The organism is Rathayibacter tritici, from assembly GCF_002932875.1.
Lineage (GTDB): Bacteria > Actinomycetota > Actinomycetes > Actinomycetales > Microbacteriaceae > Rathayibacter > Rathayibacter tritici.
The window spans coordinates 1-14601 of the sequence record NZ_PSWS01000063.1; the positions used below are offsets into that span (position 1 = coordinate 1).

Consider the following 14601-nt stretch of genomic DNA (forward strand, 5'->3'; position numbering starts at 1 on the left):
TGGCATTGAACATAGTGCACGCTGTTGAGTTCTCAAGAATCGGACACACCCCGCCTCCACACCGAAAACGATGCTTCACAACGAGAGTGATCGAAAGATAGTTACGCGACGGCCGGAACCGCTCGATATTTTGCTTGCGTTTGTTATATCTGCCGAGACCGGGTAGACTTATCGGAACGGTGGTTCCGATCGCCTCCGTGGCAACTCGACTAACCTAGCACATCCGCGGGCCGTGTCAAATCCGACTTCAGCGTGGTGTTGACCGTACGGTCAAAGACCGTACCGATGCACCGGCGCGGCCGCGAGGCCGTGCGTCGAAGCCGGGACCGTATCCCGTTGAGGTTCTCCATCTTACGCTCGCGATCCCGCAACCTTCAAGAGACGAATCTCTCACCGGCTGTGGTAGCGAGGGGATGGTCCCCGCTTGAGGACGGCCAGCTGGTCGTGACGCTCTGCGCCTGACTCTCGCTCGCCGCTCCTTTGGGGTGACGAGGAGTTACATTACGTCGGCCCTCGCCCGTCCAGCAAATCAGCCACGGCCCGGGCGTGTCGCGATTCGGAGTCCGTCCGTCGCGTCCGCGCGGCCACCCGCATGCCGAGGCGGCGAGCCGATCAGCGGACGAAGGCTCCGGCGAAGCTCTTCTTGCCACGGCGGAGTACCGCGATCCCGTTGATCAGCGGCAGCTCACCGAGCGTGATCGACTCGGACGCAAGCGCGACATTGTTCACAGAGAGGCCGCCCTGAGCGAAAGCACGCCGGGCCTCCCCCATGCTGGCGACGAGCCCGGTTTCGATGAACGCCTGCAGAGCCGGTGTCTCCGAGACGGCGTCCATCGAGGGGACCGCCTCGAGCGCACCACGAAGGATGGTCGGATCGATCCCCTCCAGCGAGCCTTTACCGAAGAGCGCGGCGGACGCGTCGATCACCGAGTGCGTCACCTCCGCTCCGTGCACCAGTGACGTGACCTCCCAGGCGAGGGCGCGCTGCGCCTCCCGGCGGAACGGCTCCTCCGCACTCGCCCGCTCGAGCCGCTCGATCTGCGCGCGCGGCAGGAAGGTGAAGATCCGCAGGCGGTCGACGACGTCACGATCGTCGGTGTTGACCCAGAACTGATAGAACGCGTACGGACTGGTCAGCTCGGGGTCGAGCCACACGGCGTTGCCTTCGCTCTTGCCGAACTTGGTGCCGTCGGAGTTCATCACCAGCGGAGTCCCGATAGCGTGCACCGAGACCCCCTCCGTGCGGTGGATCAGATCGGTGCCGCTGGTGAGATTGCCCCACTGGTCGCTGCCACCGGTCTGCAGCACGCATCCGTACTGCCGATACAGCTCGAGGTAGTCGAGCCCCTGCAGGATCTGGTAGCTGAACTCGGTGTAGCTGATCCCCGCGTCCGAGTTCAGCCGCGCGCTGACGGCCTCCTTTTTGAGCATTGTGCCCACGCGGAAGTGCTTGCCGATCTCCCGGAGGAAGTCGATCGCGGAGAGCGGGGCGGTCCAGTCCAGATTGTTGACCAGTCGCATCCCGTTCTCTCCCTCGGCCGGGACGAAGCGGGACACCTGGGCCTGCAAGCGCTGCACCCACTCGATCACCGTCTCGCGGGAGTTCAGCGTCCGCTCCGCGGTCGGCCGCGGATCTCCGATCAGGCCGGTCGAGCCTCCGACGAGTCCGAGCGGACGGTGCCCGGCGAGCTGAAGCCTGCGCATCACGATCAGCTGCACCAGATTGCCGAGGTGGAGACTCGGGGCCGTCGGATCGAATCCGCAGTAGTAGGTGATCGGCTCCCCCGACAGCAGCTCGCGCAGCGCCGCGGGATCGGTCGAGACGTGCACCGATCCCCGCCAGACCAGCTCATCCCACACGGAGTCGAACGCGGGGTCGAGCTGCGGGCTCGTCGCGGAGCCGGGGAGATCCTGGTCGGTCACGATCCCAGGCTACCGCGGCGGAACGGAGCGAGAGGATCGATGATCAAGCGTTCGGGCTTGATCGGGCGGGATCAAGCCTGGATACTTGATTGCGGAGGTGCCATGTTCGTCATCACCGCGGATCAGCGCGACAGCAGACACGACGACGACCGCGTCGAGCAGGCCATCGTCAGCCTCCTCGAGAGAGGTGGAGACTCCTTCGTCCTGCCCCCGGAGCGTACCGCCGGCGACGAGTTCCAGTTCGTGCTCGACCGGGCCGACGTCGTCGTCGCGCTCGTGCTCGATCTGCACCGCAGCGGCCACTGGAGCATCGGCCTCGGGATCGGCCCCGTGACCCGGCCGCTCCCCGCGACCACGAGGGCGGCCCGTGGCGAAGCATACTTCGCGGCGCGCCGAGCGGTCGAGGCGGCGAAGGGCCGGCCGACGCGCTTCTCCCTCGACCCCGATGCGCCCGACGGGGCCGCCCCCGCATCCGCCGACGTGCTGGCGCTCATCGATCCGCTCCTCCTGCTGCGCGACGCGCGTACGGAGGCCGGCTGGCAGATCCTCGACCTGCTTGAGAGCGGCCTCTCGCAGAAGGACGCCGCCGAGCACCTCGCCGTCAGCCCGCAGGCGGTCAGCCTCCGGGTCCGCGCGGCGAGCGCCCGAGTGGACGCGCCGGCCCGCGACGCGCTCGCGCGTCTGCTGACGGTGGTCGACCGTACGCTCGACCCCACCGACGAGAGGACACCCCGATGACGGCCGCCCCCGGCTCCCCTGCGCTACTGCTCGCCTCGGCGCTCCAGTCCGCCTCGTGGACGGGAGTCGTGCTCGTGCTCCTCGCCGGGCTCGCCGGAGCGGTGCTGGCCGTGCGGCTGCGCCGACCCCAGCTGGCGTGGATCGCGCTCGTTGCGGCGGCCGCCGCGTTCCTCCTGACGGCGATCGCCGGACCCTCGGCACCGCCGATCCACTCCATGCTGGTGACGGTCTTCGCCTTCGCCCTGGCGATTGTCGGCGGCGGTCCGGTCGTGCTGCTCACCCTCGACCTGGCCACGGCCGATTCCCGCACCGGCAGCCACGGCGGAATCATGGTGGCCGGAAGCTCTCGTCCGGCGAACGGAGGGGCGCCCTCAGCGATCGGGCAGCCGATCGAGGTGCTCCGCGGCGGGACGACGATCGGCGTCCTCGAGCGGATCGCCGCCGCCGGCGCTGTGATGAGCGGTCTGCCCGAGGGGATCGCGGTCGTCGTGGCGATCAAGGGCGTCGGCCGGTTCAGCGAGCTCGCGTCTCCGGAGGCGCGCGAGCGGTTCATCATCGGCACCCTGGCGAGCCTGGCCTGGTCGGCGGCGCTCGGCGTGCTCTCTCGGCTCTACCTGACGGGCTGACCACGGGCTACCGCAGGTCGGGCCTACCCCGCGGGCCGACGGCGAGGTACCGCCGGGCGGTAAGGCGAGACGGTCGGATCGCCGGGGATGCTGAACCGCCACGGGAACTCCTCGCCACCACCGGACCCCGAGACACCGGTCCGCGGGCCGGTGATCACAGCGGTCGGCGGCTCGCCCGGCAGCAGCTCGAACGCCGTCTCGAGCGGATCGCCCGACTCCGAGAGCTGGACGCCGAGCGCCTTCGCGAGACGAGCGGGCCCTCGGGCGATGTCCCCATGCCGGACCGGGCCACGGCGGAGCAGGGCCAGCTCCTCCCCCAGCACGACCTCGCCCGCGCGGAGCAGCACGGCCGACGCGACCCCCGTCGGGGAACAGACGATGTTGACGCAGGTGTGCATCCCGTAGGTGAAGGAGGCGTAGACCGAGCCGGGCGCACCGAACATCGGCGCCGTCCGCGGAGTCGGGCCGCGATGGGCGTGCGAGCCCGGATCCTCGCCGGTGCCCAGGTATGCCTCCACCTCCGTCAGCCGCACACCGACCACCCCCTCCCGCGTGCGGTGCAGGAGGACCCGACCGAGCAGTTCCGGAGCGACCTCAAGAGCCGAACGCGAGAGATTCGGAAGAGACACGCCTAGAAGAAGCTCTGGCCCGACACCAGCGTAATCACGATCACGGCGACGATGACGACGGCGGCGACGATCACCAGGGTCCGCTGCTGCCAGGGAGGAAGCGGCGGACGGCCGTCATCGCCCGATGCGCCGCGGAGCGTCACGAGCGCTCCCCGCGGAGTGAGCCACGGACGACCCGCACGCGCTCGGTCAGCTGGGCGAGCTGCTCCGCAACCCGGTCGGGAGCCGTACCGCCGACTCCGTCGCGGCTCGCGACCGACCCCTCGATACTGAGCACCGAGCGGACATCGGGGGTGAGCAGCGGGGAGACCGAGGCGAGAGCGTCGTCGTCCAGGTCCTCAAGTCCGAGCCCGCGCGACTCCGCCAGCTTGACCAGCTCGCCGGTGATCTCGTGCGCATCGCGGAAGGGCACGTGCTTTTTCACCAGCCACTCGGCGACGTCGGTCGCGAGCGAGAAGCCCTGCGGCGCCAACTCCGCCATCCGATCGGTGTGGAAGGTGAGGGTCGCGATCATGCCGCTGAAGGCGGGCAGCAGGACCTCGAGGGTCGTCACCGAGTCGAAGACCGGCTCCTTGTCCTCCTGCAGGTCGCGGTTGTAGGCCAGCGGCAGTGCCTTGAGGGTTGCGAGCAGTCCGGTGAGGTTGCCGAGCAGCCGGCCGGATTTGCCGCGGGCGAGATCAGCGATGTCGGGGTTCTTCTTCTGCGGCATGATCGAGGACCCGGTCGAGTAGCCGTCGTCGAGGGTGACGAACGCGAACTCGCGCGTGTTCCAGAGGATGATCTCCTCCGCGATCCGCGAGACGTCGATCCCGATCATCGCGCTCACGAACGCGAACTCGGCGACCAGGTCGCGGCTGGCGGTACCGTCGATCGAGTTGGGCACGCTCGCTGCGAAGCCGAGATCGCGGGCGACCGCCTCGGCGTCGAGGCCAAGCGTGGATCCGGCGAGTGCTCCCGATCCGTAGGGCGAAACATCGGCCCTGACTGCCCAGTCGCGCAGCCGCTCCAGATCGCGCAGTAGCGCCCAGCCGTGAGCGAGCAGATGATGCGCGAGCAGCACCGGCTGAGCGTGCTGGAGGTGCGTGCGCCCCGGCATGATCGCGGCCGGATGCGCCGAGGCCTGCGCAGCGAGCGCGTCGATGAGTTGCACCACCAACTCCGCGACGACTGCGGCGTGGTCGCGGAGGTACATCCGCACAAAGGTCGCGATCTGGTCGTTGCGCGAGCGGCCAGCGCGCAGCTTGCCACCGAGTTCGGCGCCGGCCTCGAGCATCAGCCCGCGCTCAAGGGCGCCGTGCACGTCCTCATCGGACTCGTCGGCCGTGAAGCTCCCCTCGGCGACGGCTGCATCGAGCCGGTCGAGGGCGCTCAGCATCGCGGGGAGTTCGGCGTCATCGAGGTAGCCCGCCGCGGCCAGGGCGCGGGCGTGGGCGCGGGAGCCGGCCAGGTCGTAGGGGGCGAGCTGCCAGTCGAAGTGCGTCGACTTCGAGAGCGCAGCAAGTTCGGGCGAGGGACCGCCGGCGAATCGGCCGCCCCAGAGCGCTCCGGCCTCGCCCGCGCGGGCGGAGGGTCGTTCCGTCATGGTTCTCCTCGGTTCGGCTGTCGAGTCTACTGAGCGGCGTCGGGGGCGCCCGCGCGCTCCAGGAGCCACACGAGCAAGGCCTTCTGCGCGTGCAGGCGGTTCTCCGCCTCGTCCCAGATCACACTCTGCGGGCCGTCGATCACGTCCGCGGTCACCTCGTAGCCACGATCCGCGGGCAGGCAGTGCAGGAACAGGGCGTCGGGAGCCGCGAGGGCCATCGTTCCCGCATCGACGCGGTAGGCACCGAAGGTGGCGACCCGCGCGGCCTTCTCGTCTTCCTTGCCCATCGAGACCCAGGTGTCGGTGATCACGATGTCGGAGCCCGAAGCGCCCTCGACCGGGTCGGTCGTGGTGATCGCCGACCCGCCTGTGGTCGCGGCGATGCGCTGCGCATCGGCGAGGACCGTCGGGACGGGGGCGTAGGACTCCGGGGAGACGATGCGCACGTGCATCCCGGCCGTCGCTCCCGCGAGGAGGTAGGAGTGCGCCATGTTGCTCGCGCCGTCGCCGAAGAAAGTGAGGGTGAGACCCGCCAGGCGCCCGCGATGCTCGCGGATGGTCAGCAGATCGGCGAGCAGCTGGCACGGGTGGAACTCGTCCGAAAGCGCGTTGACCACGGGCACGCGGGTGCCACGCGCCATCTGCTCCAAACCGGACTGGGCGTAGGTGCGCCACACGATCGCGGCGACCTGGCGCTCCAGGACGCGCGCGGTGTCCGACGCGGTTTCCTTGCCGCCGAGCTGGCTGCTCGCGGTCGAGATGATCAGCGGGCTGCCACCGAGGTCGGCGATGCCAACGGCGAAGGAGACGCGGGTGCGCGTGGAGGACTTATCGAAGATCACCGCGACGGTCTGTGGTCCGGCGAGGGGCTTGTGGGCGAAGCGGTCGCGCTTGATGTCGAGGGCGAGATCGAGGATCTCGGCCTGCTCGGCGGGAGTGATGTCGTCGTCGCGGAGGAAGTGGCGGGTCACAGTGCTGGTCGCTTTCGGTGGAGGTACGGGGTCAGAGGGTCTGCAGGGCGCGGCCGAGGCGCTCGGTGAACTCAACGACGTCGGCGGCGGTCACCACGAGCGGCGGCGCGAGCCGGATGCTCGAGTCGTTCGCGGCGTTCACGATCAGGCCTGCGTCGAGGCAGGCGGCGGCGAGCTCGGCGGCGACCGGCCGGGTCAGCGCGATGCCGAGGAGCAGGCCGGCTCCGCGGACCCCCGCGATCAGCGGCGAGTCGAGCGCGGACAGCGACTCGACGATCTGCGCGCCGCGCTCCCGGGCGTTGCCGAGCAGGTCGGCGCGCTCGATCTCGGCGAGCACGGCGCCGGCCACCGCGGTCGCCAGCGGATTACCGCCGAAGGTGCTGCCGTGCTGGCCCTTCTGCAGGAGGGAGGACGCCTCGCCGAAGGTCACCAGGGCCCCGATGGGGAATCCGCCGCCGAGCCCCTTCGCCAGGGTGATCGCATCGGGGAGGATCCCCGCCTCCTGGTAGGCGAACCAGCGCCCGGTCCGCCCGACGCCGGTCTGGATCTCGTCGACGATGAGCAGGGCGCCGTGCTCGCGGGTGAGCTCGCGCGCACGCTGCAGGTAGCCGACCGGAAGCGGGATAACGCCTGCCTCCCCCTGGATCGGCTCGACGATCAGCGCGGCGACCGACTCATCGAGCGCGGCCTCCAGGGCCTCGATGCTCGCCTCGAGGTGCTCGACGCCGCCGGGCATCGGCTCGAACGGTGCCCGCATCGCGGCCTTCCCGGTGAGGGCGAGCGAGCCCATCGTCCGGCCGTGGAACGCGTTCTGCAGGGCGAGGATGCGGTGCCGCCCGCCGGCCGCGGTGAGCCGCGCCAGCTTGAAGGCCGCCTCGTTCGCCTCGGTGCCGGAGTTGACGAACGAGACGCGGCCCGCGTCTCCGGCCCCGGTCAGGCGGCGCAGGGTCTCGGCCAGCTCGATCTGCGGGGCGGTCGCGAAGTAGTTCGAGACGTGGGCGAGTGCACCCGCCTGACGGGACACGGCCTCGACGAAGACGGGGTGCGCGTGGCCGAGCGAGTTGACGGCGATGCCGCCGAGGAAATCGAGGTACTCGCGGCCGTCGACATCCCAGACCCGACACCCCTCCCCTCGCTCGAGCACGGCGAGCGGGGGCGCGAAGGTCTGCATCATCGCGCTCGAGTAGCGCTGACGGGCGGCCTCGGTGCGGGACGCGGTCGTGGAGATGGACATGGAAGCCTTTCGATCGGAGCGGTCCGGCCACGAGGGCCGACGGTGCGCCCGCCCGGGACGGGACGGACGCTCGGAGCCGGGGCCGCTGAGGATCAGCGGCCCGACCTTCGCTCCCGGTCGCGGGGATCGAGCGAAGCGACAACCTCGGTGCCGATGCCCTCCGAGGTGAACACCTCGAGCAGGATCGAGTGCGAGATGCGGCCGTCGATGATCGCAGCCTTGGGCACTCCGCCGCGCACGGCGTCGAGGCAGGCGGTCATCTTGGGGATCATGCCCGACTCGAGCGAGGGCAGCAGGGCCGCGAGGTCGTCCGAGCTGATGTGCGAGACGAGCGACTCGCGATCGGGCCAGTCGGCGTACAGACCGGCCACGTCGGTGAGGACGACGAGCTTCTCGGCGCCGAGTGCGACCGCCAACGCGGCGGCAGCGGCATCGGCATTGACGTTGAGGGACTGCGTCGGATCGTCGGAGTCGGGGGCGATCGAGGACACGACCGGAATCCGCCCGGCCTCCACCTGCGCGAGCACGGCGGCAGGGTCCACGGCGATCACGTCGCCGACCAGGCCGAGGTCGTGCTCCTCGCCGTCGATGACAACCCCCCGGCGGCGCCCGACGAACAGGCCCGCGTCCTCGCCCGAGATGCCGGCCGCCAGCGGACCGTGCTCGTTGATTCGGCGGACGATGTCGCGGCTGATGCTGCCGGTGAGCACCATCCGCACCACCTCCATCGCCTCCGGGCTCGTGACGCGGTAGCCGCCGCGGAACTCGCTGGCGATGCCGAGCCGGTCCAGCATCCGCGAGATCTGCGGACCGCCGCCGTGCACAACGACGGGGCGGATCCCGGCGTAGCGCAGGTAGACCATGTCCTGCGCGAAGGAGCGCTGCAGCTCCTCCGACACCATCGCATTGCCGCCGAACTTGATCACCATCGTGCGGCCGTGGAAGCTTTGCAGCCAGGGCAGCGCCTCGATCAGCGTCGCGGCCTTGGCGGGTGCGGCGTCGCGCTCGGCGCGTCTCCTCGCCGTGGTGGGGGTGTCCTCGCTCACGGCCGCCTCAGCTCGAGTACGCGGAGTTCTCGTGCACGTAGTCGTGCGTGAGGTCGTTGGTCCAGATCGTGGCGGTCGCGTCTCCGGCGTGCAGGTCGATGTCGACCGAGACCTGCCGAGGGGCGAGGTCGACCAGGTCACGACTCTCGTGCGGCTCGCCCGCGCGGCAGACCGGCACACCGTTCATTGCGACGTCGATGCCGTACGGGTCGAACTGCGCATCGGTCGTGCCGACGGCAGCGAGGACCCGACCCCAGTTGGGGTCGTTGCCGAAGATCGCGGCCTTGAAGAGATTGCTCCGCGAGACGGCACGGGCGACCACCAGGGCCTCGTCCTCGGTCGCGGCGTTCAGCACGCGGATCGCGACGTCGTGGGCGGCGCCCTCCGCGTCGGCCTGCAGTTGCAGGGTGAGGTCGCGACAGAGGTCGGTCAGCGCCGCGGTGAACTCGTCCGGATCGGCCGCTCTCCCGCTCGCTCCGCTCGCGAGCAGCGCCACCGTGTCGTTGGTCGACATGCAGCCATCGGAGTCGAGCCGGTCGAAGGTGACTCGGGTCGCGGCGCGCAGGGCGGAGTCGAGAGCGGCGGAGTCGAGCGCCGCATCGGTCGTGATCACCACCAGCATCGTGGCCAGTCCCGGCGCGAGCATCCCCGCGCCCTTGGCCATCCCGCCGATGCTCCAGCCGTGCTCGGAGCGCACGACCGCCTGCTTCGGGACCGTGTCGGTGGTCATGATCGCCCGAGCGGCGGACTCCCCCGCGTCCGCACCCTCGGCGAGCTCGGCCGAGGCGTCGGCCACCCCCGCGGCGAGCTTTCCGAGATCGAGCTGGTCGCCGATCAGCCCCGTGGAGCAGACGAGCACGTCGGCGGCAGAGACCTCGAGGCTGTCGCCCACGAGCTCCGCCGTGCGGTGGGTGACCTGGAAGCCCTGCGCACCGGTGTAGCAGTTGGCCCCACCGGAGTTGAGGACGATCGCCGAGACGACGCCGTCGCGCATCACCTGCTCGCTCCAGAGGACCGGGTTCGCCTTGCAGCGGTTGCTCGTGAAGACGGCGGCCGCGCTCTGCAGCGGACCGAGGTTCTGCACGAGGGCGACATCGCGCGCACCGGTCGATTTCAGCCCCGCGACGACGCCGGCCGCGCGGAACCCTGCTGCTGCGGTGACGCTCACGGCGCGACTCCGTTCACGCTCAGCCCGAGGGACTCGGGGAGCCCCAGGGCGATGTTGCTCGATTGGACGGCCGCGCCCGCGGTGCCCTTGACCAGGTTGTCGATGGCCGAGACCACCACGACGCGGCGCGCGCGCTCATCGACCGCGAGGCCGATCAGCGCCGTGTTCGCGCCGACCACGTCGGCGGTCCGCGGGAATGACCCCTCGGGAAGCAACTGCACGAAGGTCTCGTCGCCGTAGGCGGTCTCCCACGCGGCTCGGACATCCTGCGCGGAGACGCCGGGGGCGAGGCGCGCGGTCGAGGTCGCCAGGATGCCCCGGGACATCGGCACGAGGACCGGGGTGAACGAGATCGAGACCGGACCGGCTCCGGCGAGGAGGAGGTTCTGCCGGATCTCGGGGTTGTGGCGGTGCGCACCGCCGAGGCCGTAGGCGTGCGCGGAGCCGAGCAGCTCGCTGGCCAGGAGGTCCGTGCGCAGGCTCTTGCCCGCTCCGGAGGGGCCGACGGCCAGCACCGAGACAAGGTCGGACGGCTCGATCACGCCGGCATGCAGTCCTGGGGCCAGGCCGAGCGTGATCGCCGTGACGTTGCAGCCGGGGACGGCGATGCGCCGAACTCCGGCGAGCGCCTCGCGCTGCTTGCGCCCGCCACCGCCGATCAGCAGCTCGGGGAGGCCGTAGGGCCAGGCTCCGGCGAAGTCACCGCCGTAGTAGTCGGCCCAGTCCTGCGGGTCGGTCAGCCGGTGGTCGGCCCCGCAGTCCACGACGAGGACGCCCTCGGGAAGGGTCGCGGTGATCTCGCCGGACTTCCCGTGCGGGAGGGCGAGGAAGACGACGTCGTGACCGGCGAGGTTCTCGGTAGTCGTGTCGACGAGGACGAGGTCGCGGAGCGAGCGCAGATGCGGATGCACCGCGGACAGTGGCTGCCCCGCGTTGGCGTGCGCGGTGACGGTGCGCACCTCGAACTCGGGGTGATCGGCGAGCAGACGCAGCAGCTCGCCGCCCGCGTAGCCGCTCGCACCGGCCACCGCCACGGAGAAACTCATGCCCGAGAGCCTAGCCGGTGCGGGCGCGGGGCCCCGCCCGGTGACGCCGGTCGGGACTCCACCATCACTCGCGCAGGCGAGCGCCGAAACGCTCCGCCGCTACCGCCACGCCACTCTCCTTCGCCACCGTCGCTTCGGCCGCGGTGAGCGTGCGATCCGGCGCGCGGAAGCGCAACGCGAAGGTCAGCGACTTCGTGCCCTCGGCGAGCCCGGTTCCGCGGTAGTCGTCGACCAACCGGATCGCCTCGAGCAGCTCCCCTGCGCCCTCGATGATGGCGGCGCGCACGTCGGCGGCAGCGGTGTCGATCGGCACGACGAGCGAGAGATCCTGGGTCGCGGCGGGAAGCGCCCCGACCGGTCGGGCCACGACGACCGTCCCGGCTCGAGCGATCAGCGGCTCGAGGTCCAGCTCGACCACGGCGACACGGCGCGGCAGGTCCAGCTCCTCGGCCAGCGCCGGCAGCAGCTCCCCCGCGTGGCCGATGACCGCCCCGTCGAGGACGACCTCGGCGGTGCGTCCGGGGTGCAGCGCCGCGTGAGCGCCCTGGCGAAGGACCAGCTCGGTTCCGGTCGCTGCCGCTACCTTGCGGACCACGTCGAGTGCATCCCGCCAGTCGACGTCACGGCCGACGACTCCGGGCTGACGCATGACGGCGGCGCCAGTGAGCAGCGCCGCGAGGTGGCGCGGCTGGGGTGGGATACCCGCGTTCAGTTCCGCCTCCACCTCGGCGGAGGGGCGGGCGCCGCCGACCGGCAACGCCGCCGAGCCGAACGGGCGTCCGGCCGCCGGGAGGAACACGGGGCCGAGCTCGTAGACGGCTAGGTCGACCAGGCCGCGTGAGCGATTGCGGGCCGCGACCTGCACGAGGCCCGGCAGGAGCGAGATCCGCAGCTGGGCGGCGGTCGCGTCGAGCGGGTTCGCGAGGGTGACCTGCTCCTGCGGCTCTCCGCTGGCCGATCCGACTCGGTCGTTCATCGAGCGCGACAGGAAGGGAGAGGAGAGGACCTCGGTCAGCCCCGCTGCGGCGAGCGCCTGGGCGAGGGTGCGGCGCAGGCGCTGGCCCGGGGTGAGACCCCGTCCCGGAGGCGCGACCGGGAGGACTGCGGGGATCCGGTCGTACCCGGTGATGCGGGCGACCTCCTCCGCGAGCGTGGCGCGGTCGGTCAGGTCCGGGCGCCAGCTCGGCGGCGTGACCACGAATCCGGAGCCGCCGACCTCGACCGACGCGCCGATCTCGACGAGAGCGCCGCGGATCTCCTCCGGCGTGTACTGCACACCGATCAGCCCGGCGATATAGCCGTCGGGTAGCTCAACGGGCTCGGCCCTGCGCGGGTCGGCGAGGACCGAGCCGAGCTCGTCCACGGTCCCCCCGGCGAGCTCCACCAGGAGCTGCACCGCGCGGGCGGCAGCGACGGACGCGACCTGCGGGTCGACGCCGCGCTCGAAGCGCCGCGACGCCTCGCTCGGCAGCTTGTGCCGACGGGCCGTTCGCGCCACCGACACCGGGTCGAAATTCGCGGCCTCGATCAGGACATCGGAGGTGGAGACCGAGATCTCGGTGCGCGCGCCCCCCATCACCCCGGCGAGGCCGATCGCGCCGCCCTCGTCAGCGATCACGAGGTCTTCCGCGTGCAGACGGCGCACCTGCCCGTCGAGCGTCTCGAGGGTCTCGCCGGATGCGGCGCGACGCACGACGATGCCGCCCTTGAGGGTCGCCAGGTCGTAGCCGTGCAGCGGCTGGCCCAGCTCGAACATCACGTAGTTGGTGATGTCGACCACGAGCGAGATCGAGCGCACTCCCGCAAGGCGCAGTCGCGCGAGCATCCACGGTGGGGTCGGACGCGAGGTGTCGATCCCGCGGACGACGCGCGTCACGAACACGCAGGCGCCCGTGCGTCCGCGGATCGGCGCCTCGTCGGCGACCGTCACCGGGAAGACGGGAGCGGCATCCGGGCGCTCCTGCGACGGGACCGCGTGCGCCGGGTCGCGGAAGACGGCTCCGGTGGCGTGCGCGTACTCGCGAGCGATGCCGCGAATGGAGAAGGCGTAGCCGCGGTCGGGCGTCACATTGACCTCGACCGCCGCGTCGTCGAGTCCGAGGAGCGCGATCGCATCGGCGCCCGGCTCCGGGTCGAGCCCGAGGGAGGCGAGCCGGAGGATGCCGTCGTGCTCCTCGCCGAGGCCGAGCTCGCGGCTCGAGGCGATCATCCCGTCGGACACGTGGCCGTAGGTCTTCCGAGCCGAGATCGGGAACGGACCGGGCAGGACCGCGCCCGGGAGCGAGACGACGACCTTGTCGCCGGCCGCGAAGTTGTGCGCGCCGCAGACGATACCGCGGACGTCCTCACCGCCGTCGGCCGCCCGCTGTCCCTCCGGCGCCACGCGCACGTGGCACCAGTTGATCGTCTTACCGTTCTTCTGGGGCTCGGGAGCGAGGTCGAGCACCTCGCCGACGACGACGGGACCGGTCACCTCGAAGCGGTGGACGTCCTCCTCCTCCAGACCGACCGATACCAGGGCCGCGTGCACGGACTCCGTCGTGACGTCGTGCTCGAGGTCGACGTACTCCCCCAGCCAGCTCAGCGGAACGCGCATCAGATCACCATCCCGTACTGCTCGCTGAAGCGGACGTCGCCCTCGACCATGTCGCGCATGTCTTTCACGTCATTGCGGAACATCAGGGTCCGCTCGATTCCCATTCCGAAGGCGAATCCGGAGTACTCCTCCGGGTCGATGCCGGCGGAGCGCAGCACGTTCGGATTGACCATGCCGCAGCCGCCCCACTCGATCCAGCGCGCACCGCCGACGAAGGTGGGGTGCCAGATGTCGAGCTCAGCGCTGGGCTCGGTGAAGGGGAAGTAGTTGGGGCGCAGGCGGATGCGGGCGTCGTCGCCGAAGAGGATGCGGGCGACGTGCTCAAGGGTGCCGCGCAGGTGCGCCATCGTCAGGCCGCGGTCGACGGCAAGGCCCTCGAACTGGGTGAAGACGGGAGTGTGCGTCGCATCCAGCTCATCGGTGCGGTAGACCCGGCCGGGAGCAATGATGTAGAGCGGCAGGGGGCGCTCGAGCATCGAGCGGATCTGCACCGGCGAGGTGTGTGTGCGCAGCACCAGGTGCGTGTCGACGGGATCGACGAAAAAGGTGTCCTGCATGGCGCGAGCCGGGTGATCCTCGTCGAAGTTCAGGGCGTCGAAGTTGAACCACTCGTTCTCGAGCTCCGGGCCCTCGGCGATCTCCCAGCCCATCCCGACGAAGACGTCGGCGACGGACTCCTGGAGCAACGAGAGCGGATGGCGGGCACCTCGGCGGGTGAAGCTCGCACCGGCGGTGACGTCGACGCGCTCGGCCTCGAGTGCGGCCGCGTTCTCGGCCTCGACCAGCTCCGCCTCGCGGGTGGTGTAGGCGTCTCCCACCTGCTTCCGGGCTCCGCCGACGAGCTTGCCGGAGGCGGCCTTGTGCTCGGGTGGGACGGAGCGCATCTGCGCGTTGAGGCGGGCAAGGGTCGAGCCCTCGCCGAGGTGGGCTGCTCGGGCGGACTTCAGCGCTGTGGAGTCGCTTGCCGCGCCGATGGCGGAGAGGGCGGCGGCGACCGCGGCGGAGACGGCCTCATCGGTGATCGGATTACTCTCTGACACGA

Annotated in this window: 13 protein-coding genes; 2 read left to right on the forward strand and 11 right to left on the reverse strand. The window is 70.8% G+C overall.

Annotation, left to right across the window (positions count from 1 at the left end):
- Positions 1-612: 612 nt before the first annotated feature.
- Positions 613-1923 carry a tyrosine--tRNA ligase gene (tyrS, locus tag C5D07_RS12560; RefSeq protein WP_068252448.1) on the reverse strand — a complete coding sequence of 437 codons (1311 nt, stop codon included), beginning with the start codon at positions 1921-1923 and terminating at the stop codon, positions 613-615.
- 102 nt (positions 1924-2025) lie between these two features.
- On the opposite strand from tyrS, the gene C5D07_RS12565 reads away from it, so the two are divergent.
- Both C5D07_RS12565 and C5D07_RS12570 read left to right on the forward strand, forming a co-directional pair.
- Positions 2026-2661: a hypothetical protein gene (locus C5D07_RS12565; RefSeq protein ID WP_068252445.1), complete on the forward strand. Its 636-nt coding sequence runs from the start codon at positions 2026-2028 to the stop codon at positions 2659-2661.
- Entirely contained in the window at positions 2658-3287 is a 630-nt protein-coding gene (locus tag C5D07_RS12570) for a hypothetical protein (RefSeq protein WP_068252443.1), read from the forward strand. The genes C5D07_RS12565 and C5D07_RS12570 overlap by 4 nt, the downstream gene beginning before the upstream one ends.
- A gap of 23 nt (positions 3288-3310) precedes the next feature.
- Here the strand turns inward: C5D07_RS12570 and C5D07_RS12575 are convergent, their stop codons facing one another.
- From C5D07_RS12575 to pheS, 10 genes are all read right to left on the reverse strand, one after another.
- Positions 3311-3916: a DNA-3-methyladenine glycosylase gene (locus tag C5D07_RS12575; protein WP_068252440.1), complete on the reverse strand. Its 606-nt coding sequence runs from the start codon at positions 3914-3916 to the stop codon at positions 3311-3313.
- Positions 3917-3918: 2 nt separating this feature from the next.
- Complete coding sequence (locus C5D07_RS15815; RefSeq protein WP_157593786.1) at positions 3919-4059, reverse strand: hypothetical protein; 141 nt, start codon at positions 4057-4059, stop codon at positions 3919-3921.
- The gene (gene argH, locus C5D07_RS12580) at positions 4056-5498 is read right to left on the reverse strand and encodes an argininosuccinate lyase (RefSeq protein ID WP_104259473.1); all 1443 of its coding nucleotides are present in this window, start codon (positions 5496-5498) and stop codon (positions 4056-4058) included. The genes C5D07_RS15815 and argH overlap by 4 nt, the downstream gene beginning before the upstream one ends.
- Before the next feature lie 26 nt (positions 5499-5524).
- Positions 5525-6469, reverse strand: a complete 945-nt coding sequence (gene argF / locus C5D07_RS12585) for an ornithine carbamoyltransferase (RefSeq protein ID WP_104259474.1) — start codon at positions 6467-6469, stop codon at positions 5525-5527.
- A 31-nt stretch (positions 6470-6500) separates the two neighbouring features.
- Entirely contained in the window at positions 6501-7703 is a 1203-nt protein-coding gene (locus C5D07_RS12590) for an acetylornithine transaminase (protein ID WP_084415834.1), read from the reverse strand.
- A 92-nt stretch (positions 7704-7795) separates the two neighbouring features.
- Positions 7796-8749 carry an acetylglutamate kinase gene (argB, locus tag C5D07_RS12595; RefSeq protein WP_068252433.1) on the reverse strand — a complete coding sequence of 318 codons (954 nt, stop codon included), beginning with the start codon at positions 8747-8749 and terminating at the stop codon, positions 7796-7798.
- A gap of 7 nt (positions 8750-8756) precedes the next feature.
- Positions 8757-9917, reverse strand: coding sequence for a bifunctional glutamate N-acetyltransferase/amino-acid acetyltransferase ArgJ (gene argJ, locus C5D07_RS12600; RefSeq protein ID WP_104259475.1), 1161 nt, complete (start codon positions 9915-9917; stop codon positions 8757-8759).
- Positions 9914-10963 (reverse strand): N-acetyl-gamma-glutamyl-phosphate reductase, encoded by a 1050-nt coding sequence (gene argC, locus C5D07_RS12605; protein ID WP_104259476.1) that lies wholly within the window; start codon positions 10961-10963, stop codon positions 9914-9916. The genes argJ and argC overlap by 4 nt, the downstream gene beginning before the upstream one ends.
- A gap of 64 nt (positions 10964-11027) precedes the next feature.
- Positions 11028-13559 (reverse strand): phenylalanine--tRNA ligase subunit beta, encoded by a 2532-nt coding sequence (gene pheT / locus C5D07_RS12610; RefSeq protein ID WP_104259477.1) that lies wholly within the window; start codon positions 13557-13559, stop codon positions 11028-11030.
- Positions 13559-14599 (reverse strand): phenylalanine--tRNA ligase subunit alpha, encoded by a 1041-nt coding sequence (gene pheS / locus C5D07_RS12615; protein ID WP_104259478.1) that lies wholly within the window; start codon positions 14597-14599, stop codon positions 13559-13561. Before pheS ends, pheT begins: the two co-directional genes overlap by 1 nt.
- Positions 14600-14601: the final 2 nt, after the last annotated feature.